Genomic DNA, 22,842 nt, shown 5'->3' on the forward strand with positions numbered 1-22,842 from the left:
TCGTGACGCAAGCAACGCGAAGGCCCCCGGAGATCACCCCGGGGGCCCTCGCGTTCATGGTCCATTGGTCAGCTGACGGTCACCTCGGCGCCGGGACCGCTCACTTCGCCGTCCTCGCCGATCTCGATGCCCATCTCCTCGGCGATGCGCATCGCCTCTTCGATGAGGGTCTCGACGATCGCGGCCTCGGGCACGGTCTTGATGACCTCGCCCTTGACGAAGATCTGGCCCTTGCCGTTGCCGGAGGCGACGCCGAGGTCGGCCTCGCGGGCCTCGCCCGGACCGTTCACCACGCAGCCCATCACGGCCACCCGCAGCGGCACCGGGAAGTCCTTCAGGCCCGCGGTCACCTGCTCGGCGAGCGTGTAGACGTCCACCTGGGCACGGCCACAGGACGGGCAGGAGACGATCTCCAGGCCGCGCTCGCGCAGCCCGAGCGACTCCAGGATCTGCGCGCCGACCTTGACCTCCTCGACCGGAGGGGCCGACAGCGAGACCCGGATCGTGTCGCCGATGCCCTGCGACAGCAGCGCGCCGAACGCGACCGAGGACTTGATCGTGCCCTGGAACGCCGGGCCCGCCTCGGTGACGCCGAGGTGCAGCGGGTACTCGCAGGCGGCGGCGAGCTGGCGGTACGCCTCGATCATCACGACCGGGTCGTTGTGCTTGACCGAGATCTTGATGTCGCGGAAGTCGTGCTCCTCGAACAGCGAGCACTCCCACAGCGCCGACTCGACCAGCGCCTCCGGGGTCGCCTTGCCGTACTTCTCCAGCAGGCGCTTGTCGAGCGACCCGGCGTTGACGCCGATCCGGATCGGCACGCCCGCGTCCTTGGCCGCCTTGGCGATCTCGCCGACCTTGTCGTCGAACTTCTTGATGTTGCCCGGGTTGACCCGGACGGCCGCACAGCCTGCGTCGATCGCGGCGAACACGTACTTCGGCTGGAAGTGAATGTCGGCGATCACGGGGATCGGCGACTTGCGGGCGATCGCCGGCAGCGCCTCCGCGTCGTCCTGCGACGGGCAGGCGACCCGGACGATCTGGCAGCCGGCCGCGGTCAGCTCCGCGATCTGCTGAAGCGTCGAGTTGACGTCGGCGGTGAGGGTCGTGGTCATCGACTGCACCGACACCGGGGCGTCGCCGCCCACCGGCACACTGCCGACCATGATCTTCCGGGACTTCCGGCGCGGTGCCAGCGGGGCCACCGCGTCACCCCCGCCGCGGATCGTCGGAATACCGAGTGAAACGCTCATCCCTCTCCCTCTTACTGGCCCCTACTACCCTAAGCGCCCCGCAGGCATGGCATGGCGCCGACGTGGGTCAAATCACGTGAACGGATGGTTACGTGCGGTTACTGAGGGCGTCTCCGTGGTCACTGGGGAAGTTTCAGCGGATTGACGAGATCGGCCAGGATCAGCAGCACGCCGAGACCGATGAGCAGCACGACGGCCAGGTAGGTGATCGGCAGCAGCTTGGTCATGTCGACCGTGCCGGGGTCGGGACGGCCGCGCCGCCGCGCCCACCAGGCCCGCAGCCGCTCGTACGCGACGACCGCCAGGTGCCCGCCGTCCAGCGGCAGCAGGGGCAGCACGTTCAGCGCCCCGAGGAAGATGTTCACCGAGACGACCAGCGACAGGTAGAGGGCGATCTTGTCCTTCGTCGTGTTGTCAGAGGAGAAGATCTGCCCCGACACCTCGGTCGCGCCGACCACGCTGCCGACCTGGCCGCCCGGCGTCTCGGCGCGGTCCGGTGAGAAGAGCTTGGGCACGGCGGCGGGCAGGTCGACGGCGATCTGGCCGATGCCCCGCAGCGTCTCGCCGATGCCGCGTACGGCGAACGCGGCGGCGCCGACCAGTCCCTTCCGGTCATAGCCCTGGCCGACGACCTTCGCGGACATGCCGAGGAACGTCTCGCCGCCCACCGACGCCAGCGTGATCTGCAGCGGCACCCGCGTGCCGGACCGGTCGACCACGACCGTCACGCTCTGGCCGGGCCGCGCGCCCTCGATCGCCTTGCGCAGCTGCGACCAGTCGCCCACGGGCGTTCCGTTGAACACGACCACCCGGTCGCCGACGCGCAGGCCCGCCCGTGCGGCGGGCGACTGCGGCCGGTCATGGCCACATGAGGCGGCGATGCTGGTCGGGACGCACGAGCTGACCTCGTCCACGGTCGTGGTGGCCGTCCCGGGGTCGCGGACGCCGATGGCCATCGCCAGCACGATCAGCAGCACGAACGCGATGACGAAGTTCATCACCACGCCACCCGCGATCACCACCGCGCGGCGGCGAGCGGGCTGCAGGTAGAACGCGCGCGGCCGGTCGGCCTCGTCGATCTCCTCCAGCGGCGTGTAGCCGACGATCTTGACGAAGCCGCCGAGCAGCACCGCCTTGATCCCGTACTCGGTCTCGCCGCGCCGCCAGGACCACAGCGTCGGGCCGAACCCCACGAAGTACTGGGAGGCCTTCATGCCGAAGCGCTTGGCCGGGATCAGGTGCCCGGCCTCGTGCAGCATCACCGACACCAGCAGCGCGAAGACGAACGCCACCGCGCCCAGCAGAAAGGCCATCCGACCTCCGTCTACTCGCTGGTCAGCTCCCCGGCCCGTACGCGGGCCCAGTCGTCGGCGGCCAGGACGTCGTCCAGACTGCCGGCGGCTTGAACGCCGTGCTCCTCCATTACCCGCGAGATCGTGTCGACTATCCCCAGGAACGGGAGCCGTCCCGCGCGGAAGGCGTCGACGCACACCTCGTTGGCCGCGTTGTAGACGGCGGGCACGGTCCCGCCGAGGTCTCCGGCGCGCCGGGCGAGGGCGACCGCGGGGAACGCCTCGTCGTCCAGCGGGAACAGCTCCCAGGTGTGGGCCTTGGTCCAGTCGACGCCGGGCGCGGCGTCCGGCACCCGGTCGGGCCAGTTCAGGCCGAGCGCGATCGGCAGCCGCATGTCGGGCGGGCTCGCCTGGGCGAGCGTCGAGCCGTCGAAGAACTCCACCATCGAGTGGATCACCGACTGCGGGTGCACCATGACCTCGATCGCGCTCATCGGCACGTCGAAGAGCAGGTGCGCCTCGATGACCTCCAGGCCCTTGTTGACCAGGGTGGCCGAGTTGATCGTGATGACCGGGCCCATGTCCCAGGTCGGGTGGTTCATCGCCTGCTCGGGCGTCACGTCGCCGAGCTCGGCGCGGCTCCGGCCGCGGAACGGCCCGCCGCTGGCGGTCAGCACCAGCCGCCGGACCTCGTCGGCCCGCCCGCCGCGCAGGCACTGCGCGAGCGCCGAGTGCTCGGAGTCGACCGGGACGATCTGGCCGGGCCGCGCGCGCTCCTTGACCAGCGGGCCGCCGATGATGAGCGACTCCTTGTTGGCGAGGGCGAGCGTGCGGCCGGCGTCCAGGGCGGCCAGCGTGGAGGCGAGCCCGAGCGCGCCGGTGACCCCGTTCAGCACCACGTCGCACCGCCAGGCGGCGACCTCGGCGACCGCCTCGGGACCGGCGATGATCTTCGGGATGGCGTAGTCGCCGGAGGAGAACCCGCGCCGCTGCGCCTCGGCGTAGAAGGCCAGCTGCAGGTCCTGCGCGGCCGAGGCCTTGGCGACCGCGACGACCTCGGGCTGGAACTCCAGGGCCTGCGCGGCCAGCAGGTCGACCCGGCCGCCGCCCGCGGCGAGGCCGGTCACCGTGAACCGGCCGGGGTTGTCGCGGATCACGTCCAGCGCCTGCGTGCCGATCGAGCCGGTCGAGCCGAGCACGACGATCTCTGAGGAGGAGGTCACCGCTCCATTGTCTCGCGCACGCCGTCACGTGGGCGAACGGGCACGGGACGCGGATCTTTCTCACACCCTTTGTCCAGATCTGCCACTAGCCAGGTCAAGGCGCCGAACATAGTTTCCGGGCAGCGCGAACCGTCTCCACCCCCATCGAATCTTGGAGACCGTATGAGACGAGTCCCCTCGCTCCGCTCTCTGGCCCTGGTCACGGCCGCCACCGCCGCTCTGGTGGTGCCGCTGGTCGCCGTCCCGGCCCAGGCCGCCCCCGCCGCTCCCCACTCCCCCGCCCTCGCCGCCCCGGCCGCAGTGGCCCAGGCCGCCGACACCGCGGACCAGCAGCGCGTGCTGCGCTTCTGGACACCCGCGAGGATGCGCTCCGCGACCCCGATGGAACGGATCTTCAAGCCGTCCAACGCCGCCGCGACGAGCGTTCGGCGCGGGCTGCCACACACCGTCCAGGGCGTCGCGGTCAAGTCGATCCCGAACGGCGGCGGCCCCTGGACCGGCGGCGGCGCGGTCACCAAGACGATCGGCCGGGTCTTCTTCACCTACCAGGGCCGTACGGCGTCGTGCTCGGGCGACGCGCTCACCAGCGCCAACAAGAGCACGGTCATCACGGCCGGGCACTGCGTGAAGCTGGACGGCGCCTGGCACACCAATTGGGTGTTCGTGCCGGGCTACACCAACGGCAACGCCCCGTACGGCACCTGGACCGCGAGCAAGACGCTGTCCACGCCGCAGTGGACCGCGAGCGAGGACATCAACTACGACGTCGGCGCCGCGGTGGTCAACCAGCTGAACGGGCAGCGCCTCACCGACGTCGTCGGCGGGCAGGGCATCGGGTTCAACCAGGCGCGCGGCCAGGCCATGTACGCCTTCGGGTACCCGGCGGCGGCGCCGTACGACGGCACCAAGCTGATCTACTGCAGCGGAACGGTCATCAACGACTTCCTGCTGAGCGGCGACATCGGCATGAACTGCAACATGACCGGTGGGGCCAGCGGCGGGCCGTGGTTCCTGAAGTTCACCGAGTCCAGCGGCACCGGAACGCAGAACTCGGTCAACAGCTTCAAGTACAACTTCCTGCCGAACTACATGTTCGGCCCCTACTTCGGGGCCGACGCCCAGAACCTCTACAACACCGCCCAGAACACCTAATCATTTACGCGATGTGACAGCGTGCCGACGGCGCGTGCTGGACACTGCGGGCATGCGTCTCCGCAGGACCGCAGGGGTCATCGGACCGGCCGCCGTCGTCGTCATCGCCGTCTCTCCGAGTTCGGCGGCCGGTGCGCGCCCACCGGTCGCCGAGCCTGCCGTCCACAGCGTGCAGGCGACCGCCGCCCGGATCCGCGCCTACTGGACGCCGGAGCGCAGGGCGGCGGCCGCCGCCGGCCAGGCGGGCGCGCTCTGGACCGGCGGCGGCGCGGTCGCCCGTACGACCGGCAAGGTCTTCTTCACCATCGGCGGGCGCGACTTCCTGTGCTCGGGCAGCACGGTCCGCAGCGCCAACCGGGACGTGGTCGTCACCGCGGGCCACTGCGTCAAGGACGGCAAGGGCGCCTGGGCCGACAACTGGATCTTCGTGCCCGGCTACCGGGACGGCGACTCCCCGTACGGCGGCTACACCGCGCGCCGGATGTTCACGCCCGACCAGTGGTCCGAGCACGCCGACGGCGACTTCGACGTCGCCATGGTCGCGGTCGCGCAGGCCGACGGGCGGCACGTGGTGGACGTGGCCGGCGGGCAGCGCCTGGCGTTCGGCGGCCCGCGCGAGGCCCACACCCACGCGTTCGGCTACCCGGCCTCCGGGCGCTGGAACGGCAAGCGCCTGGCCTACTGCGACGGCACCCCGGCCCCCGACCGGCACGCCGGAACGACCGGGCGCGGCCTGCGCTGCGACCTGACGACCGGGTCCAGCGGCGGGCCGTGGCTCACCGGCCTCGACCCCGCGACCGGCCTCGGAACGGTCGTCTCGGTCAACAGCTTCAAGTACGCCGACGACCACGCCACGATGTACGGCCCCCATTTCGGCGACGCCGTCCGCCGCGCCTACGACCAGGCACAGAACGCCTGAAGCCAGACAAGACCGGCCCTTTACTCACACCTGATCCGCCCATTGACCTGCACGGGTAGACCAGGATCTACGGCGCGACGGGCGCCGCAGGAGTAGTGGCCGGGGGGCACGTGCACGGGGGAACTCTGCGTTCCGGGGCCGCGGTGGCGGTGGCCGGGATGGTTCTGGCGACGCTGGTGGCCTGCGGGTCGGACGACAAGGCCGATCCGATGGCGGGCAAGCAATGGGGCCTGGACGCCATGAAGCTGCCCGACGCCTGGAAGACGACAAAGGGCAAGGACGTCGTGATCGCGGTGGTGGACACCGGGACCGACACCGGCCACCCCGACCTGAAGGATCACATCGTCAAGGGCTACGACTTCGTGTCCGGCGACGACGATCCGAAGGACCAGAACGGCCACGGCACGCACGTGTCGGGGATCGCGGCGGCGGTGACCGACAACGGCGTCGGCATCGCCGGGGACGCCCCGGACGCCAAGATCATGCCGGTGCGGGCGCTCGACACGCTGGGCTCGGGCGACAACCAGACGATCACCAAGGCCATCATGTGGGCCGCCGACCACGGGGCGAAGGTCATCAACCTCTCGCTCGGTGAGAGCGGGCTGATGTCGCGGTTCCTCAAGGGCGGCGTGCTGAACGCCGCGTTCACCTACGCCTACGGCAAGGGCGCCGTGGTGGTGGCCGCGGCCGGCAACGACAGCACCTTCAAGCAGCCCTACCAGGTGACCACGCCGGTGCTGATCGTGGGCGCCAGCGACCAGGACGGCAAGCCCGCCTCGTTCTCCAACTTCGGCGCCCAGCAGGCCGTGAGCGCACCGGGCGTGCACATCCTGTCCACGCTCCCGACCTACAAGACGCAGGAGACACTGAAGAACACCTCGGGCTACGGCTACCTCGACGGCACGTCGATGGCGGCCCCGCAGGTGTCGGGCCTCGCCGCGCTGCTCATCGCGCAGGGCCGCTCCCCCGCGCAGACCATGCAGATCATCAGGCAGACCGCCAAGAACCCGTCCGGCGACGCCCGGCTCGGCCTCGGCATCGTCGACGCCGCCGCGGCCGTCGGCGCGCCCAAGGACAAGTAAGCGCAAGCACCGAACGACACGGGAGAACCCATGAGTGACCTGATCGCCATCGCCTACAACGACGTCCCGACCGCCGAGCAGGTGCGCAAGCGCGCGCTCGAGCTCCAGAAGGAGCACATCATCGAGCTCTCCGACATCGTCGTCGTGGAGCGCAAGGAGGACGGCAAGATCAAGCTGCACCAGGCCCGCAACATGACCGCGGGCGGCGCCATGGGCGGCGCGCTGTGGGGCGGCCTGATCGGGCTGATCTTCTTCATGCCGCTGCTCGGCATGGCCATCGGCGGCGCGACCGGCGCGGCCGTCGGCTCGGCGACCGACATCGGCGTCGACGACAACTTCATGCGCGACCTCGGCCAGGGCCTGCAGCCCGGCGCGGCGGCCGTGTTCATGCTGGTGGAGAAGGCCACGCCGGACAAGGCCATCCCCGAGCTCGCGCAGTTCGGCGGCCAGCTGATCAAGACCTCGCTCAGCGCCGAGCAGGAGGACCACCTGCGCGAGGCCGTCCAGGCCTCGAAGGCGGAACAGCCCGCCTGACGCACCGCGACGTGAGTGATCGGGGGACCCGATGACCGAGCAGACGACCAAGCCCGCCACCGGACGCGGCGGCATGCTGGGCAAGGTGCCGACGAGGGCGTGGGTGGCGATCGCGCTCGCCGTCCTGGTGCTGGTCTTCATCTTCCAGAACCGGCAGAACGCGCGCGTGCACTTCCTGTTCGTGTCGGTGACGTCGCCGATGTGGACCGCGCTGCTGATCGCCGCCGGTGTCGGCGTCCTCATCGGCATCCTCGCCGCCGGCCGCCGCAAGTCCGGCTGACCAACCGCGCCGATCTTGCTCTCAGCGCCCTCCGATCGGCCTTCGGAGGGCGCTGAGAGCAAGATCGGCGTGTTTCAGGGGTGGAGGGGGAGGCGGAGGATCAGGCGGGCGCCGGTGAGCGCGCCGTCCGCCCGGTCCCCCACGTACAGGCGGCCGCCGTGCGCCGCCGCGATGTCGCGGGCGATCGGCAGGCCGAGCCCGGTGCCGCCCGCGTCGCGGCTGCGCGCGGCGTCCAGCCGGGTGAACCGCTCGAAGATCCGTTCGCGGTCGGCCTCGGCGATGCCGGGGCCGTCGTCGCGCACCTCCAGTACGGCCTCGTCGCCGTCGGCCCGCACGACGACCTCCACCGCGCGGGCGGCGTGCCGGTCGGCGTTGGCGAGCAGGTTGACCAGCAGCCGCGCCAGCTGCAGCCGGTTGCCCTCGACCATCACGCCCGGATCGAGCCGCGTCGTGACCGGCACCCGGGCGGGCCGCCGGTCCACCTCGGCGGCGGCGACCGCGCCGAGATCCAGCGGCTCGCGGGCCGGCGCCACGCCCGAGTCGAGCCGGGCGAGGGCGAGCAGGTCCTCCACGATCCCGTGCAGCCGTTCGGCGTCGAGCAGCGCCTCCTTCAGCGTCCCCACCAGATCGGTGTCGTCCGGGTCCTCCAGCGCGAACTCGACCCGGGTGCGCAGCCCGGTGATCGGCGTGCGCAGCTCGTGCGAGGCGTCGGAGACGAAGCGGCGCTGCTGGCCGACCGCCGCCTCCAGCCGGTCCAGGGTGGCGTTCAGCGTGCTCGCGAGCCGCGCCACCTCGTCGTCGCTGTCGGGCACCGGCATCCGGCGGCTCAGGTCCGAGGCGGTGATCTCGGCCATCTCGCCCTCGATCTGCGCCACCGGCCGCAACGTACGGCCGACCGCCGCCCAGATCGCCCAGCCGACCAGGCAGAGCACGACGAGGCAGAGGCCGCCCATCACGCCCTCCAGCACGTGGTTGCCGAGGAGCCACGGCTCGGCGACGGCCGCGTAGACCATGGCGTCGCCGTACGGCTCGGTGATGATGTCGAACCCGGTGACCAGCGCGCAGTCGGGGACCAGGTCGTTGTTCTGGCAGAGCCTGCCGTCCACCCGGGTGTCGTCGCCCGTCGGGCGGATCGTGGTCATCGGGGGCTTGCCGCGCAGCGGGGCGCTCGCCGCCACCACCGTGCCGGTCTTGTCGGAGACCACCTGGATCAGCAGGACGCCGTTCTGGGCTGGGATCGGGTCGGGCAGGCGTTCGGTGGTCGCCTGGACCGCCACCTGCCGCGCGGCCTGCGCCGCCTGCGTGCGCAGATGCCCCTTGATCAGCTCGGTCAGCAGTCCGGCGGTCACCAGAACGGCGGCCAGCAGCAGCGCGCCCACCACACCCACCGCGGCGATCGTCACCCGGGCACGGATGGAACGCGGCCACCGGATCCGCATATCTCTGTTGTATGCGGAGCGTGACAAACCCCAGGTAAAGCCCCTATCCGCCTACCGGTAATTGATCATGAGGGCCGATCCGACACGCGCAGCCTTTGCCCGTCCTTTCACCTGGGGTAACAGGGACAACACTCTTCCCCTCCTATAAAGGAACTACGTGATGACGGCTCTCCGCCACGGGGGGTGAGCAATGGGCCGTACGGGCGAACTCAGGTTCGACCCCGGCGCTCTGAGCGCCGCGCAGCGCGAGGGCGACGCATGCGTCGTCTGCCACAAGATGTGGCCGCGCCCGCGTGTGCGCGTCGGATGCCTGCCGAACGGCCCAGGGGTGTTCGCGTGCGACGATTGCGCACCCGCCCTGCCGGTACCCCGCGGGGAGCCCGTCACGGACGCCGGACGACCGGTTTCGACACCGGCGCCGGCGGTGGCGACGACCGTGTAGGCCGACGCCGCTGGAATCTCTCCAGGAGGAGGGGTGACCCGGGCATTCGGGGGGAGGCCCGGGACCACCCGTGGGGACGCGCCCGGCTGGGGGCGGTTGGGCGCGTCCTTTTCCAGCTTTCGAGTTTCCGGCTCTTTCGAGCTCTCAGCCCTTTCGAGCTCTCAGCCCTTTCGAGCTCTCAGCCGCTCAGTGCTGTTTGAGGATCTTGGTGGACTTGATCCACGCCTCGTTCCACTCCGCGTAGTTCGTGCACTCCCGCTTGCCCTCGGCGCTGGCGCCGCCGCCGCAGTTCCGCGACGGGGTGTGCGCGAAGATCACCTTGTTGATGAAGCCGCGGTCGCCGACGTGGTTGGCGCCGCAGAACGAGGCCTTCAGACGGCCGTCCGTGCAGGCCTGCGGGTTGGCGGGAGCGGCCCCCGACCACTCGGCCACCTGCTGCTGGACGTCCACGCTCGAGGTCCACTGCATCCACTGGTACATGCAGTTGGGGTGGGCGACGCGGGCGCCGATCATCCAGGCGTTCGTCCAGCCCGTGACGCCCTCCGAGGGGGAGATCGCCTGGACGGACCGGCCCGCCTGGGCCAGCACGTCGGCCTGGTAGGGCCAGACCTCGCCGAGCGCGGCGTCCCCGCCGGCGAACGGGCCGACGGCGTCGGCGGGCTGCTCCCAGTACTCCTTGACGTAGGGGCGCTGCTTGGCCAGCACGCTCGCGGCCGCGTCGAGCTGCTTGCGGGTCAGCGAGTACGGGTCGGTGATCTTGAGTTTGCGGTTCTTGCCGCGCAGGTAGAGCGCCGCCTCGGCGATGGTGAGCGGGCTGTCGCGGACGACCAGGCGCCCCGCGTACTTCTTGGCCTCGCCCGGGTCGAAGAGGTTCGCCCAGCCGGTCGGCGCCGGCTGCACCGCGCGGGTGTCGTACATCAGCAGGTTGGAGCCCCAGACGTACGGGACGCCGTAGGTGGTGTCACCGCGCTTCTGCAGGCTGCGCAGCCGGGGCTCGAGCTTCTTGTAGCCCTCGATCAGGTTCGGGTTGACCGGGGTGACCTCGTGGTCGGAGATCAGCCGACCGGCGACCTCGGGCGGCGCCGCGACGCCGTCGTAGCGCCGGTTCTTGTTGCGCATCTCGTTGGTCATGTCCTCGGCGGTCTTGACCACCTTGAGGTCGACCTGGCACTTGGTCTGCTCCTGGAACGGGGTCACCCAGTCCACGCGGGCGTCGCTGGCGCCGCTCTCCACGAAGCCTGGGAGCGTCACCAGGCTGAGGGAGCCCTCACCGGGGCCGAGCGTGGCGGCCATCTTGGCGGCGCCGACGGGCTTCTGCTTGCCACCGTCGCTGCAGGCACCGAGCGTCGTGGCGAGGACTGCGGTCATCACCGAGGCCAGCACCTTGGCCCTGAGCCTCATGTCACTCCCCCGCTGAACGATCCCGTCGGCGCAGCGTAGCGTCTTCCGCACCGTGAGATGGCGGCCACCCGGGGACGCAGGCCGATCGTGCCCGGCGGGGGTTCCGATGCGAGCCGATCGACGGCGCCACGGAAATTTTCCGACGACTCGGTGGCCCGTCTCCGGTGAGTCGTCCGGCAACGCAACCGGACTCGCGTCGCGGCCACAATTTTAAGCCATTGCCTCATCCATTTTCGGACGATATCAAGAAGATGGTTTTCCAGAACGCCTTGACAGTCCGCTCACTCGCGCCCGCCGGCACAACTCACGGGAAGTTCCGATGCCGGGGAGAACCGAGGAGAGCCGGGGAGAGTCCCGGTGCCCGGGAGAAACCGGGGCACATATGAGACCGCCGCGGCCGGGAGGGACAGCGGGTGCTGGCGTCCGCGCCACACACGGAGGTTGCTGGAGAGGGATATGGCGCGGGCTACTGTCCTTCCCGGGGCCGCGGCGGCACCGGTGGGCGTGGCGAGGTTGGGGAACAGCGGATCACCTTGCAGTGCTGCCTGGCCACGCGACCACCGGAACCCGGCGGGACGGCGACGGTGTGACGCCCTCGAGACGGAGGAGATTCGAGGGACGCCGCACGTCCCGGCGGGGGTCGCTTGCGATCCTGGGCGCGGTCACCGGGCGGTGCGGTCCGGTGCCGCGTACGGGTACGGCGTGCGGTGCGGGCACGACGCGGGCGGGTTCGACGTTCTGGATCACCTCGATGCGGGCGATGAGCATTTGCGGGGTGTCGGCCTCGACGAAGTCCTTCGGCTCGTGGCCGAGCGGTGGGAGGGCCCACCAGTGGCCGGTGAAGAGGCCGAACCAAATGGTCCAACGGGGATACCGCCTCCTGAGCGCCTCGACCTCGGGGGCGTGGTCGTCAGCAGTCATAGCGAGCATCTCCAAGCGCTGGACTTAGAGGTCCCGGTTCTTGACTCCGGGCTCTGACCTTTATGCAATTCATCCCAATTAATTGAGACAGTCAGATTGTGTCGCCGGTCACAGAGTCAGTCAATACTTGTAGCTATTATTTGTCGAAGGGCAAAAGACGGAAATCAACGACGAAAACCTACCGGCGGCAGAAAGTCCCAGCGTGTGGACCTGCCCGTTCTCACTCCGGGGCAGCTCAGGCTCACGGGGCGCTACCCGTAGTTCACCTTCCGGTCACCGGCGACACCTAACGTGATCTTTCCTGCGACCGAAGAGATCCGCCTTCCCGTGACCGAAGAGACCACCGCCGGCCCGGCCGAACCCCCGAGACTTTTGGGTATTTTTCGCGCCGACTGGGCTGTTCATCCCTTCCGCCGAGCCTCCGGCGGACGCGTACTGAGGTTTGTTCGTACGCATCTTCTGTTCGTGATCGCCTTGACCGGCGGTGCTTACTTCCGGTGGGTGGCCGTACGTGGCTATCCGGGCGTTCTTTGGTTCACCGGGGACTCCTACTTCTATCTCGGCCGGGCATTGCGCCCCGATCAGCCCTCGCCGAGCAAGACCCTCGGATACTCGTTCGCGCTGCGCCTGCTGGAGCCCTTCCACAGCTTCACGCTGGTCGCGGTCGTGCAGCACCTGATGGGCCTGTCGGTCGCGGTGATGATCTACGCGCTGCTCCGGCGGGTGCGCCTGCCCGGCTGGCTCGCCGCGATGGCGACGCTGCCGGTGCTGTACGACGGCTACACGATCGAGCTCGAACACCTGCTGATGTCGGAGACGCTGTTCGTCTTCCTCATCGCGGCCGGGCTGACGCTGCTGCTGTGGCGGATCCGCGGCCCGCTGCCGTGGCCGGCCTGGTGGCTGGCGCTGCCGGCGGGGCTGCTGCTCGGCTACGCGGTGCTGGTCCGGTCGGCGGGCGCGCCGCTGATCCCGGCGATCCTGGTCGTCCTGCTGCTGCCGCGCCGCGGCTGGTTCACGCTCAAGGCCGGTGCCTGGCTGCCCGCGATCGCGTTCGCGGTGGCCGCCGCGGTCCCGATCGTGGCGTACGCGTCCTGGTATCACGCCGAGCGCGGCTCGTACGCGCTGACGACGAGCGACGGGCTCTACATGTGGGGGCGGGTCGCGAGCTTCGCCGACTGCGAGAAGATCAAGCCGCCGCCCGAGCAGCGCCCGCTGTGCATGGACCCCGCGCTGAAGTCCGAGCACGACCCGCCGGGCCACCTCATCTGGCGGAGCGACGCGCCGCCCCGGCAGCTGTACGAGAGCGTGACGACGCCGGAGAGCAACAAGGAGCTGCGGGACTTCGCGCTGCACGCCATGATCGCCCAGCCCGGCGACTACTGGCATGTGATCGCCGACGGGGTGGGCAAGGCGTTCAGCACCCACCGCTTCCCGGTCCCGACCTCCGCGACCGAGGAGCTCTACCACTTCCCCGACCACCCGCACACGTTCCCCGGCGGCAAGAGCTGGGGTGGCGGGGGCAGCGCGCTGTCGGACGCGATGACCTACGGCCGCCAGTTCCACCCGAGCCGGGTCGACCGGCCGTACGCCGACCGGATGATCACCTACCAGCGCGAGGTCTCCATGCCGGGGCCGGTGCTCGGCGTGCTGTTCTGCGTGCCGGTCCTCGGCGTCCTCTTCGGCCGGCAGCGCCGCGCCGTGCTCCTTGTGTGGGGCACGGCGGCGACGCTGCTGCTCTTTCCGATCGCGTCCGCCGACTTCGACTACCGCTACGTCGTGCCGACGATCCCGTTCGTCTGCCTGGCCGTGGGCCTGTCACTCGCGCGCCGCGAGAAACGCGACGACGAGGAGGCGAGGCCCCGGGTGCTCGCGAGGCCCCGGGTGCTCGCGGGGCCCCGCGTCGTCACCCGTTGGTTGGGAAGCCGAGATTCACGCCCCCGTGAGACGGATCCAGCCACCGCGCCGTGACCGCCTTCGTGCGGGTGTAGAAGTGCACGCCCTCCATGCCGTGGGCGTGGCTGTCACCGAACAGTGAGGCCTTCCAGCCGCCGAACGAGTAGTAGGCCATCGGCACCGGGATCGGCACGTTGATGCCGACCATGCCGACCTCGACCTCGTTCTGGAAGCGGCGCGCGGCCCCGCCGTCGTTGGTGAAGATCGCCGTGCCGTTGCCGTACGGGTTGTCGTTCAGCAGTGCCATGGCCTCCTCGTACGAGCCGACCCGCACGACCGACAGCACCGGGCCGAAGATCTCGTCCTGGTAGGCGTCCATCTCGGGCTTCACGTGGTCCAGGACGGTCGGGCCGAGCCAGAAGCCGTCGCCGCCACCGCCGAGCACGGGCGTCTCGCGGCCGTCGATCGCGAGCGTGGCGCCCTGCTCGACGCCGCTGTCGAGGTACGAGGCGACCTTGTCGCGGTGCTGCCGCGTGACCAGCGGGCCCATCTCGGACTCGGGATTGTCGCCCGGGCCGATCTTCAGCCCGGCGACGCGCTCCTTGACCTTGGCGAGCAGCTCGTCGCCGACCGGGTCGACGGCGACCACGACCGAGATCGCCATGCAGCGTTCGCCGGCCGAGCCGAAGCCCGCCGACACCGCCGCGTCGGCGGCCAGGTCCAGGTCGGCGTCGGGCAGCACGACCATGTGGTTCTTGGCGCCGCCGAGCGCCTGGACGCGCTTGCCGTTCTGCGCCGCCGTCTCGTAGATGTAGCGGGCGATCGGGGTGGAGCCGACGAAGCTGACCGCCTTCACGTCCGGGTGGTGCAGCAGCCCGTCCACCGCGGCCTTGTCGCCGTGCAGCACGCTGAAGACGCCGTCCGGCAGCCCGGCCTCGGCCCACAGCTCGGCCAGCCGGATCGAGGCCGACGGGTCCTTCTCCGAGGGCTTGAGGATGAAGGTGTTGCCGCAGGCGATCGCCACCGGGAACATCCACATCGGCACCATCGCCGGGAAGTTGAACGGGGTGATCCCGGCGACCGGGCCGAGCGGCTGCAGGATCGAGTAGGCGTCCACGCGGGTCGAGACGTTCTCCGAGAAGCCGCCCTTCAGCAGGTGCGGGATGCCGCAGGCGAACTCGACGACCTCCAGGCCGCGCGCCACCTCGCCCGCCGCGTCCGACACGACCTTGCCGTGCTCGGCGGAGATGAGCCGTGCGATCTCGTCGCGGTGCTGGGTCAGCAACTCACGGAACCGGAACAGCACCCGGCTGCGCTGGCTCAGCGAGGCGTCCCGCCAGGCCGGGAAGGCCGCCTTGGCCGCCGCGACGGCCGCGTCGACCTCGGCCTGCCCGGCGAAGTCGACCGTGCCGCTCTCGCGTCCGGTGGACGGTTCGAAGATGACCCCCTGGCGCTCGGCGGCGCCGCCGTCGAAGGGCTTGCCGTTGATCCAGTGGGTGACGTGCTTGGTGGTGCTCATATTCAGACGGCCTCGTTCAGTGCTTCCAGAGAATCGATGAGAATGCCCAGGCCCTCGGCGGCCTCGGCCTCGGTCAGGGTAAGCGGTGGTGCCATGCGGATCGCGTTCCCGTACAGGCCGCCCTTGCCGCCGAGCAGGCCGCGCTCGCGCGTCTCCTCCATCAGGGCGGCTGCCTGCGCGGGGGTCTCCAGCTCGATGGCGAACATCAGGCCCTTGCCCCGCACGTCCTTGACGATCGGGAGCCGGGCGGCGGCCTCGCGCAGCCCGCCGATGATGATCTCGCCCTGTTTGGCCGCGTTCGCCTGCAGGTCGTGGTCCAGCACGTAGTCGAGGGTCGCGTTGGCGGCGGCCATCGAGATCGGGTTGCCGCCGAACGTGGACAGCCCGACGGCGTGCAGGGAGTCCATCAGCTCGCGGCGGGCGACCACGCCGCCGACCGCGAAGCCGTTCCCCAAGCCCTTGGCGAACGTCAGCATGTCCGGCGTCACGCCGTGGTCACCGATGCCGAAGAAGCTGGAGCCGGTCCGCCCCCAGCCGGTCTGGACCTCGTCGGAGATGAAGAGGATCCCGTGCTCGTCCAGGACCTCCTTGTAGGCGGCGAACAGCCCGTCCGGAGCCATCGTGAAGCCGCCGACGCCCTGGATCGGCTCGGCGATCAGCGCCGCGACGTCGCGGGCCACCGCGGTCGCCAGCACGTGCCGCAGGTCCTCGACGCAGACCTTGATGTAGTCGGCGTCGTTCAGCCCGGCGAACTGCGGCAGGTGGCGGTCGGTGCCGTGCAGGAAGTGCGCGTTCAGCGGGGAGAACGAGATGTTCTTCCAGCCCGCGTGGCCGGTCACGCCCGTCGCGCCGAACGACCTGCCGTGATAGGCCTGCCGCATCGCCAGGACCTGGTCGCTGCGGCGCGCGTAGGCGGCCAGCAGCAGCGCGGTCTCGTTGGCCTCGGTGCCGGAGTTGGTGAAGAAGACCTTCGCGTCCTCGATGCCCGACAGGCGCGCGATCTTCTCCGCGAGCTCGACCTGCCCGCGCAGCAGGTACGCCGTGGAGGTGTGCACGATCCCGGTGGCGATCTGCCGTTCCACCGCCTCCCGCACCTCGGGCACGTCGTACCCGATCATGTTGGTGAGGATCCCCGAGAAGAAGTCGAGGTAGGTGCGGCCCTCGGAGTCGGTGACCCGGTTGCCCTTACCGGCGACCAGTTCGAGGGGCTGCTGGTAGTTCAGCGCCAGCCAGTCGGGCATCACGGCCCGGTGGCGCGCGAGGAGGGTCTCATGTTCCGGCATGCCCCTCAGTCTCGCCCGCTCCCCCACCGCCGTAACAGCGGCAGAGTGTCACGACCGGGGGCCCTGGATTGACGATGTGACACCCTGGAAGGATGCATTTACATCATGTAAGAGAATCCGCGTATTCTGTTGACAACCTGCGTGGATAGGATTCCGGGATGCTTCCTACTCTCGACGACGTGCTCCAGCTCGACGCGGTCCGCCGCGGGCAGCCGCGCGTCGTCGCCGGGAAGGACAGGCTGGACAACCGGGTCCGCTGGGTGCACGTGGCCGAGGTGACCGACATCGCCCATCTCCTCCACGGCGGCGAACTCGTCCTCACCACCGGCATCGCCCTCCCCGACGAGGCGGCCCACCTGCGCACCTACATCGGCGAGCTGGCCGAGGTCGGCGTCAGCGGCCTCATGATCGAGCTCGGCCGCCGCTACGCCAGCGAGCTGCCGCCCGCGCTGATCGCCGCCGCCGAGGAGTACCAGCTGCCCGTCGTCGTCCTGGCGCACGAGCCGGCGTTCGTGGACATCACCGAGTCCGTGCACGCCCGCATCCTCCAGGACCAGATGGCCGAGCTGCGCGCCTCGGAGGAGCTGCACGAGATCTTCACCCAGCTCTCCGTCGAGGGCGCCTCCACCGACGAGGTCGTCCGCCAGGTCGCGGCGCTGGGCGGCCACCCGGTCGTCCTGGAGAACCTGGCCCACCAGGTCCTGGCCGCCGACGCCGACAGCAAGGACCCCGCCGAACTGCTCTCCGCGTGGGAGACCCGTTCCCGCGCCGTACGGCCCGACCAGCGCACCGCCTACGACGAGGCGTCCGGCTGGCTGGTCACCATGGTCGGCGCGCGCGGCGAGGACTGGGGCCGCCTCATCATCACCTGCGACTCGCTCCCGACGCCCCGCGAGACCGTCCTCATCGAACGCGCCGCCACCACCCTCGCGCTGGGCCGCCTGCTGGACCGCCACGCCGAGAGCGTCGAGCGCCAGGCCCACGGCACGATCATCGCCCGCATCCTGGCCCACTCCTACTCCGACCCCCAGGAGGCCGCCGCCCGCGCCCGCGCGCTGGGCGTCCCCCTCTCCGGCCGCCGCCTCCTGGGCGTAGTGCTCCGCCCCCGTACGACCTCCGTCGCCACCGCCACCGAGCTGGGCGAACTGGCCGAAACCGCCGCGGCCGCATGCAAAGACGCCCGCCTGGCCGCCCTCGTCGGCGTCCTGGACGAAAGCGGCCCCTCAGCCCGCGTGGGCGTCCTGGCGTCCCTCCCAGCCCGCGCCGACGTGGAAACAGCCCTCAAAGAGGTCGCCAACCGCATCCGCAAGCAGTCCGGCGGCGACACCGTCATGGCCGCAGGCTCAGTGGTCGAATCCATCCGTGACGTACGCCGTTCCTTCCTCGAAGCCGAGCAAGTCGCCGACGTGGCCTGCCGAGGCTCCGGCGGACGCCTCTTCTACCGCCTCCCCGACCTCCGACTGCGCGGCCTCCTCCACCTCCTCCGCGACGACGCCCGCCTCCAGACCTTCGTCGAACGCGAACTGGGCCCCCTCCTCGAATACGACGCCCAAAGAGGCAGCGACCTGACCCGCATCCTGGAGCTCTACCTGGAGTCCGGCCGCAACAAGGCCGTGGCCGCCCAGCAGGCCCACCTCTCCCGCCCCGCCTTCTACGAACGCCTCCGCCGCATCGAACGAGTCCTGGACGCCGACCTCGACGACGTAGAGTCCTGCGCCTCCCTCCACGTAGCCCTCCTGGCCCTAAGCTCCGTCCGCTGGGACCGCTCGTAAGCGCTCCTTCCCATGCAGGCTGTAGCCGCTTGATAGCCTTAAAGTCTCGGGACAATCGACCCGGGACAAGGATCGGGAGGCGTTTGGAATGGCGGAGCCCATGCCTGAGCCAGACCAGCCTTCCCCCGTGCCCAGGTGGCTGATACCACCAGAGGGCGGCTTCACCGCGGACGACCTCGACAACCTTCCGCAATTGCCCCCTCACGCAGAGCTGATCGATGGCAGCCTTGTCCTGGTGAGCCCACAGGCGATCTTCCACATGCTGGTGATCTCGCTCCTCGAGACCACTCTCCGTCAGCTGGCTCCGGCAAATCTGCGGGTTCGGCGAGAGATCACCATCACTCTCGGCAAGCGACAGCGCCCCGAGCCCGACGTCTTGATTCTGCGCGCCGCCGATAACGAGAACCTGACGCAGACCTCCTACCGCCCGGAGGATGTCGTCCTCGCGGTCGAGGTCGTCTCACCGGATTCAGAGGAACGAGATCGGAAGCGGAAGCCCGCGCTCTACGCGGAAGCCGGCATCCGGCATTTCTGGCGTGTCGAGAACACCGGCGGCCGCCCCACCGTCTACGTGTACGAACTCGATCCGGCCACACGCTCGTACGCGTTGACCGGAATTCACCATGAGCGGCTCAAGCTCTCCGTCCCGTTCGACATCGACATCGACCTGACAGCGATCGACCGCCTCTGAGGTCCCCTCCTCACCCATCGATCTGGCCATAACTCGCCACTTGGTCAAGATCGACGAAGTCGGTCAACGCACGTGCTGGGGTAGGTGACAGTCCGGGTCGCCGATCTGAGGAGCGCGGAGATGACGTCGCTTGATTCGTACCGGCCGCTGGGGCGTTCTGGGCTGCGGGTGTCGCCGCTCGCGCTGGGGACGATGACGTTCGGCTGGGGTGCGGACCGGGACGCGGCCAAGGCGATGTTCGAGGCCTATGTCGGGCGCGGCGGCAACTTCATCGACACGGCTAACGGCTACTCCGGCGGGACGTCGGAACGGATGGTCGGGGCGTTCGCCCGCTCGCGGCGCGAGGAGCTGGTCATCGCGACCAAGTACTCGATGCCGATGCGGCCCGGCGATCCGAACTCGGGCGGCAACTCGCGCAAGAGCATGGTCAGGTCGCTTGAGGACAGCCTCACGCGGCTGCAGACCGACTACGTGGACCTGTTCTATCTGCACATCTGGGACGGTGCCTCGCCCGTTGAGGAGATCCTGCGGGCGATGGACGACCTGGTGCGTTCGGGCAAGGTCCTGTACGTGGCCATCTCGGACATTCCTGCGTGGCAGGTGTCGCGCATGCAGGCGATCGCGGAGCTACGGGGGTGGGCGCCACTCGTCGCGCTTCAGATCCCCTACAACCTGGTCGAACGGACCGTGGAGCGCGATCTGATCCCGATGGCCGAGGCGATGGGGCTGGGCGTCGTGCCGTGGTCGCCGCTCGCCAGCGGGGTGCTCACGGGCAAGTACGACCGTTCCGACCTCAGCTCGCCGGGCGGCGACCGCAAGAGCCATGCCGTGCACAACGGGTTCCTCACCCCGCGCGGCCTGGACATCGCCGAGGTCGTGACGAAGGTCGCGTCCGAGCTCGGCACGACCCCGTCGCGCGTCGCGCTCGCGTGGACGCTGCTGAACCCGGCCGTCTCGTCGTCGCTGATCGGGGCCCGCACTCTTGACCAGCTTGAGGACAACCTGGGTGCGCTTGACGTGGAACTTGATCAGAAGCAGCGCGCGAGGCTCGAAGAGGCCAGCGTCGTCGACCTAGGCTTTCCCCATGAGGCGCTCCGGCGCTTCGGTTACACGTCCTAGACCTGCGAGGAAGGCGACCCCATGGACATCGGCATCGGTCTCCCGTCCACCATTCCCGGCATCCCGGGGCGCCTCATCGTCGACTGGGCGGCCTCCGCCGAGCAGGCGGGCTTCTCGACGCTCGGCACGATCGACCGCGTCGTCTACGCCAACATGGAGCCGATCACCGCGCTGGCGGCGGCCGCCGCGGCGACCGAACGGATCGGGCTGACGACGTCGATCCTCATCGGCCCGTACCGCGGCAACGGCGCGCTCATGGCCAAGCAGCTCGCCACCGTCGACAGCATCTCCGAGGGCCGCCTGACGGTCGGCGCGGCCGTCGGCGGCAGGCCCGACGACTACGAGTCGACCGGCTCCTCGTTCGAGACGCGGGGGCGCGACTTCGACGCCCAGCTCGCCGAGATGCGCGCCGTGTGGACGCAGGAGCCGCGGGCGGGCGGCGCCATCGGGCCGAGGCCGGTGCAGGCAGGCGGGCCGCCGATCCTCATCGGCGGCAACGCGCCCGCCGCCTACCGCCGGATGGTGGAGTACGGCGCGGGCTGGATCGCCGGAGGCGGCGGCCCCGAGATGTTCGCCCAGGGCGCCGAGCAGGCGCGGCAGGCCTGGCGCGAGGGCGGGCGCGAGGGGCAGCCGCGCACGGTGTCGCTGGCGTACGTGAGCCTGGGCGAGGACTCTGTCGGCCACGCGGAACGCTATTTGGGCGACTACTACTCCTTCATCGGCGAATACGCCGCCCAGATCGCCGCCGGCGCCTACACCACCCCCAAGCTGGTCGCCGACAACGTCGCCGCGTTCGCCGACGCGGGCTGCGACGAGCTGATCCTCATGCCCTGCAACCCCGACCTGAAGCAGATCTCCCTCATCGCCGAGGCCGCCGGCCTCTAGCGCTCTCGACCTGGAAATTGGTCGTGGCATTATTCGTTCGTGGCAGCCACTGCCGCGTCTTACTGACAGATACCGCCACTTTGAGTGATCATGATGATTTCGGTCGTCGCGTGATTTCGACAAGCATCTGTCAATGAGTTGAAAATACAGTTTCAGATTCAAGTGTTGACCTTGACCGGGGAACCGGGTTTTACTCAGCGCGAGATCCTGGATCAAGCTTCTCCTGGGCGCCCTCCGCTCTCCCCGCACACGCGAATCATTCGCGTCAAACCCCAGGTAAGAGGTCAATCAATGCGCAGAGGAATGGCCGTCTCCGCCATCGCCCTGGCGATGTCCATGGTCGCCGCCCCGGCCTCCGCCGGCACCCACGGCCCCCGCGTTCCCGCCGGCCCGAACGGCGTCACCGTCGAGATCGTGACCGTGAACGGCTCGGGCTGCCCGGCCGGCACCGTCGCGGTCGCCGTCTCCGAGGACAGCACCGCGTTCACCGTCACCTACAGCAACTACCTCGCCCGCGCCGGCGGCACGTCGGACCCGGTGGACTTCCGGAAGAACTGCCAGCTCAACCTGATCGTCCACGTTCCCCAGGGCTTCACCTACGGGATCGCGGCGGCCGACTACCGCGGCTTCGCGAGCCTGGAACAGGGCGCGAACGGGGTCGAGAAGGCCAGCTACTACTTCCAGGGCGACCCCACCACGACGGCCATCAGCCACCAGTACACCGGCGCCTACGCCGACAACTGGCAGTCCCGCGACGAGGTCCCGTTCGGCCAGATCGTCTACAAGCCGTGCGGTGAACAGCGCAACTTCAACGTCAACACCGAGGTCCGCGTCAATCTCGGCACCTCCGACAAGACCAAGGTCAGCTTCATGACCATGGACTCCACGGACGGCAGCCTCAAGACCATCTACCACTTCGCCTGGAAGACCTGCCCCTAGCCATGCGCACAGCAATCGCCCTCTCCGCCGCCGCGGCCCTCACCGCCGCCGCGGCCCTCACCGCGGCCGCGGTTCCGCACCCAGCCTTCGCCGGGACCCCGTCCGGCGCCATCACCGTCCAGGTCGTGACGGTCAACGGCTCGGGCTGCCCGGCCGGAACGGCCCAGGCCGATCCCCTGCCGGGCAACACCGGGTTCCGCGTCACCTACAGCGACTATCTGGCCCGGGCGGGTGGAAGCTCAGACCCCGTGGACTCCCGCAAGAACTGCCAGCTTAACCTGGCCATTCACATTCCACAGGGATTCACTTACGCCATCGCGTCGGCCGACTATCGCGGCTTCGCATCCCTGCAATCGAGCGCCACCGGCCTGGAAAAGGCGAGTTACTACTTCCAGGGCCAATCGGAGACCACGACGGCCAGCCATCCGCTCAGCGGCCCGTATTCCGATGATTGGCAATTCAACGACTCCACCGATGTCGCGGAGCTCGTTTACAAACCGTGCGGCGAGGACCGCAACCTCAATCTCAACTCCGAACTGCGCGTGAACGCCGGGTCCGACCCGTCCAAGGTGAGCTTCATGAGCATGGACGACACCCGCGGCGGCGTGCAGACCATCTACCACTTCTCCTGGAAGTCCTGCCCGTAACCCGTAGCCCCTCAGGCCGGGGCCCGCGTCCTCGCGGGCCTCGGCCCACGCAGCCCCGACCCACATGGCCCCGACCCTCACGCCCCCGACCCACACAGCCCCCCACCCCCCACCCCCCCCCCCCCCTCCCCGGCGACCCCCCCCCCCCCCGCCTAC

At 69.8% G+C, this 22,842-nt stretch carries 20 protein-coding genes; 12 read left to right on the forward strand and 8 right to left on the reverse strand.

The features are described 5' to 3' along the window. Positions 1-68: 68 nt before the first annotated feature. The 3 genes from ispG to dxr all read right to left on the reverse strand — a co-directional run bounded on the left by ispG (position 69) and on the right by dxr (position 3,768). Positions 69-1,253, reverse strand: coding sequence for a flavodoxin-dependent (E)-4-hydroxy-3-methylbut-2-enyl-diphosphate synthase (ispG, locus tag J4573_RS06950; RefSeq protein ID WP_208254397.1), 1,185 nt, complete (start codon positions 1,251-1,253; stop codon positions 69-71). A gap of 119 nt (positions 1,254-1,372) precedes the next feature. Next, entirely contained in the window at positions 1,373-2,566 is a 1,194-nt protein-coding gene (locus J4573_RS06955; protein ID WP_208254398.1) for a M50 family metallopeptidase, read from the reverse strand. Between the two features lie 11 nt (positions 2,567-2,577). Next, on the reverse strand, positions 2,578-3,768 hold the full coding sequence (gene dxr / locus J4573_RS06960; protein WP_208254399.1) for a 1-deoxy-D-xylulose-5-phosphate reductoisomerase: 1,191 nt from the start codon (positions 3,766-3,768) through the stop codon (positions 2,578-2,580). Between the two features lie 162 nt (positions 3,769-3,930). Between dxr and J4573_RS06965 the strand changes: the two genes are divergently transcribed. From J4573_RS06965 to J4573_RS06985, 5 genes are all read left to right on the forward strand, one after another. Further along, on the forward strand, positions 3,931-4,920 hold the full coding sequence (locus tag J4573_RS06965) for a trypsin-like serine peptidase (RefSeq protein ID WP_208254400.1): 990 nt from the start codon (positions 3,931-3,933) through the stop codon (positions 4,918-4,920). Between the two features lie 52 nt (positions 4,921-4,972). Then, positions 4,973-5,839: a trypsin-like serine peptidase gene (locus J4573_RS06970; protein ID WP_243772511.1), complete on the forward strand. Its 867-nt coding sequence runs from the start codon at positions 4,973-4,975 to the stop codon at positions 5,837-5,839. Positions 5,840-5,997: 158 nt separating this feature from the next. Beyond that, complete coding sequence (locus J4573_RS06975; RefSeq protein WP_208254402.1) at positions 5,998-6,921, forward strand: S8 family peptidase; 924 nt, start codon at positions 5,998-6,000, stop codon at positions 6,919-6,921. A gap of 30 nt (positions 6,922-6,951) precedes the next feature. Then, a complete protein-coding gene (locus J4573_RS06980; protein WP_208254403.1) occupies positions 6,952-7,455 on the forward strand; it encodes a DUF1269 domain-containing protein in 504 nt (167 codons plus the stop codon). Positions 7,456-7,486: 31 nt separating this feature from the next. Further along, positions 7,487-7,735 carry a lipopolysaccharide assembly protein LapA domain-containing protein gene (locus J4573_RS06985; RefSeq protein WP_208254404.1) on the forward strand — a complete coding sequence of 83 codons (249 nt, stop codon included), beginning with the start codon at positions 7,487-7,489 and terminating at the stop codon, positions 7,733-7,735. A gap of 74 nt (positions 7,736-7,809) precedes the next feature. Here the strand turns inward: J4573_RS06985 and J4573_RS06990 are convergent, their stop codons facing one another. The 3 genes from J4573_RS06990 to J4573_RS07000 form a co-directional block, all read right to left on the reverse strand. After that, complete coding sequence (locus J4573_RS06990) at positions 7,810-9,174, reverse strand: sensor histidine kinase (protein ID WP_208254405.1); 1,365 nt, start codon at positions 9,172-9,174, stop codon at positions 7,810-7,812. A 628-nt stretch (positions 9,175-9,802) separates the two neighbouring features. After that, entirely contained in the window at positions 9,803-11,017 is a 1,215-nt protein-coding gene (locus J4573_RS06995; RefSeq protein WP_208254406.1) for an extracellular solute-binding protein, read from the reverse strand. 528 nt (positions 11,018-11,545) lie between these two features. Beyond that, positions 11,546-11,938 (reverse strand): hypothetical protein, encoded by a 393-nt coding sequence (locus tag J4573_RS07000; RefSeq protein WP_208254407.1) that lies wholly within the window; start codon positions 11,936-11,938, stop codon positions 11,546-11,548. A 465-nt stretch (positions 11,939-12,403) separates the two neighbouring features. Here J4573_RS07000 and J4573_RS07005 point away from each other — a divergent pair, with 465 nt between their 5' ends. Then, a complete protein-coding gene (locus J4573_RS07005; protein WP_208254408.1) occupies positions 12,404-13,906 on the forward strand; it encodes a phospholipid carrier-dependent glycosyltransferase in 1,503 nt (500 codons plus the stop codon). Here the strand turns inward: J4573_RS07005 and J4573_RS07010 are convergent. Beyond that, positions 13,842-15,350 carry a CoA-acylating methylmalonate-semialdehyde dehydrogenase gene (locus J4573_RS07010; RefSeq protein WP_208254409.1) on the reverse strand — a complete coding sequence of 503 codons (1,509 nt, stop codon included), beginning with the start codon at positions 15,348-15,350 and terminating at the stop codon, positions 13,842-13,844. The genes J4573_RS07005 and J4573_RS07010 overlap by 65 nt on opposite strands. Before the next feature lie 2 nt (positions 15,351-15,352). Then, the gene (locus tag J4573_RS07015; RefSeq protein WP_208254410.1) at positions 15,353-16,633 is read right to left on the reverse strand and encodes an aspartate aminotransferase family protein; all 1,281 of its coding nucleotides are present in this window, start codon (positions 16,631-16,633) and stop codon (positions 15,353-15,355) included. 158 nt (positions 16,634-16,791) lie between these two features. Here J4573_RS07015 and J4573_RS07020 point away from each other — a divergent pair, with 158 nt between their 5' ends. The 6 genes from J4573_RS07020 (at position 16,792) to J4573_RS07045 (ending at position 22,686) form a co-directional block, all read left to right on the forward strand. Beyond that, positions 16,792-18,405: a PucR family transcriptional regulator gene (locus J4573_RS07020; RefSeq protein ID WP_208254411.1), complete on the forward strand. Its 1,614-nt coding sequence runs from the start codon at positions 16,792-16,794 to the stop codon at positions 18,403-18,405. A 100-nt stretch (positions 18,406-18,505) separates the two neighbouring features. Beyond that, entirely contained in the window at positions 18,506-19,096 is a 591-nt protein-coding gene (locus tag J4573_RS07025) for a Uma2 family endonuclease (protein ID WP_208254412.1), read from the forward strand. Between the two features lie 120 nt (positions 19,097-19,216). Beyond that, positions 19,217-20,215: an aldo/keto reductase gene (locus J4573_RS07030; protein ID WP_208254413.1), complete on the forward strand. Its 999-nt coding sequence runs from the start codon at positions 19,217-19,219 to the stop codon at positions 20,213-20,215. 21 nt (positions 20,216-20,236) lie between these two features. Next, a complete protein-coding gene (locus J4573_RS07035) occupies positions 20,237-21,100 on the forward strand; it encodes an LLM class flavin-dependent oxidoreductase (RefSeq protein WP_208254414.1) in 864 nt (287 codons plus the stop codon). A gap of 291 nt (positions 21,101-21,391) precedes the next feature. After that, positions 21,392-22,039: a DUF4360 domain-containing protein gene (locus J4573_RS07040; RefSeq protein WP_208254415.1), complete on the forward strand. Its 648-nt coding sequence runs from the start codon at positions 21,392-21,394 to the stop codon at positions 22,037-22,039. Positions 22,040-22,041: 2 nt separating this feature from the next. Beyond that, a complete protein-coding gene (locus tag J4573_RS07045) occupies positions 22,042-22,686 on the forward strand; it encodes a DUF4360 domain-containing protein (RefSeq protein ID WP_208254416.1) in 645 nt (214 codons plus the stop codon). The last annotated feature ends 156 nt before the right edge of the window (positions 22,687-22,842 follow it).

The organism is Actinomadura barringtoniae, from assembly GCF_017573505.1.
Lineage (GTDB): Bacteria > Actinomycetota > Actinomycetes > Streptosporangiales > Streptosporangiaceae > Spirillospora > Spirillospora barringtoniae.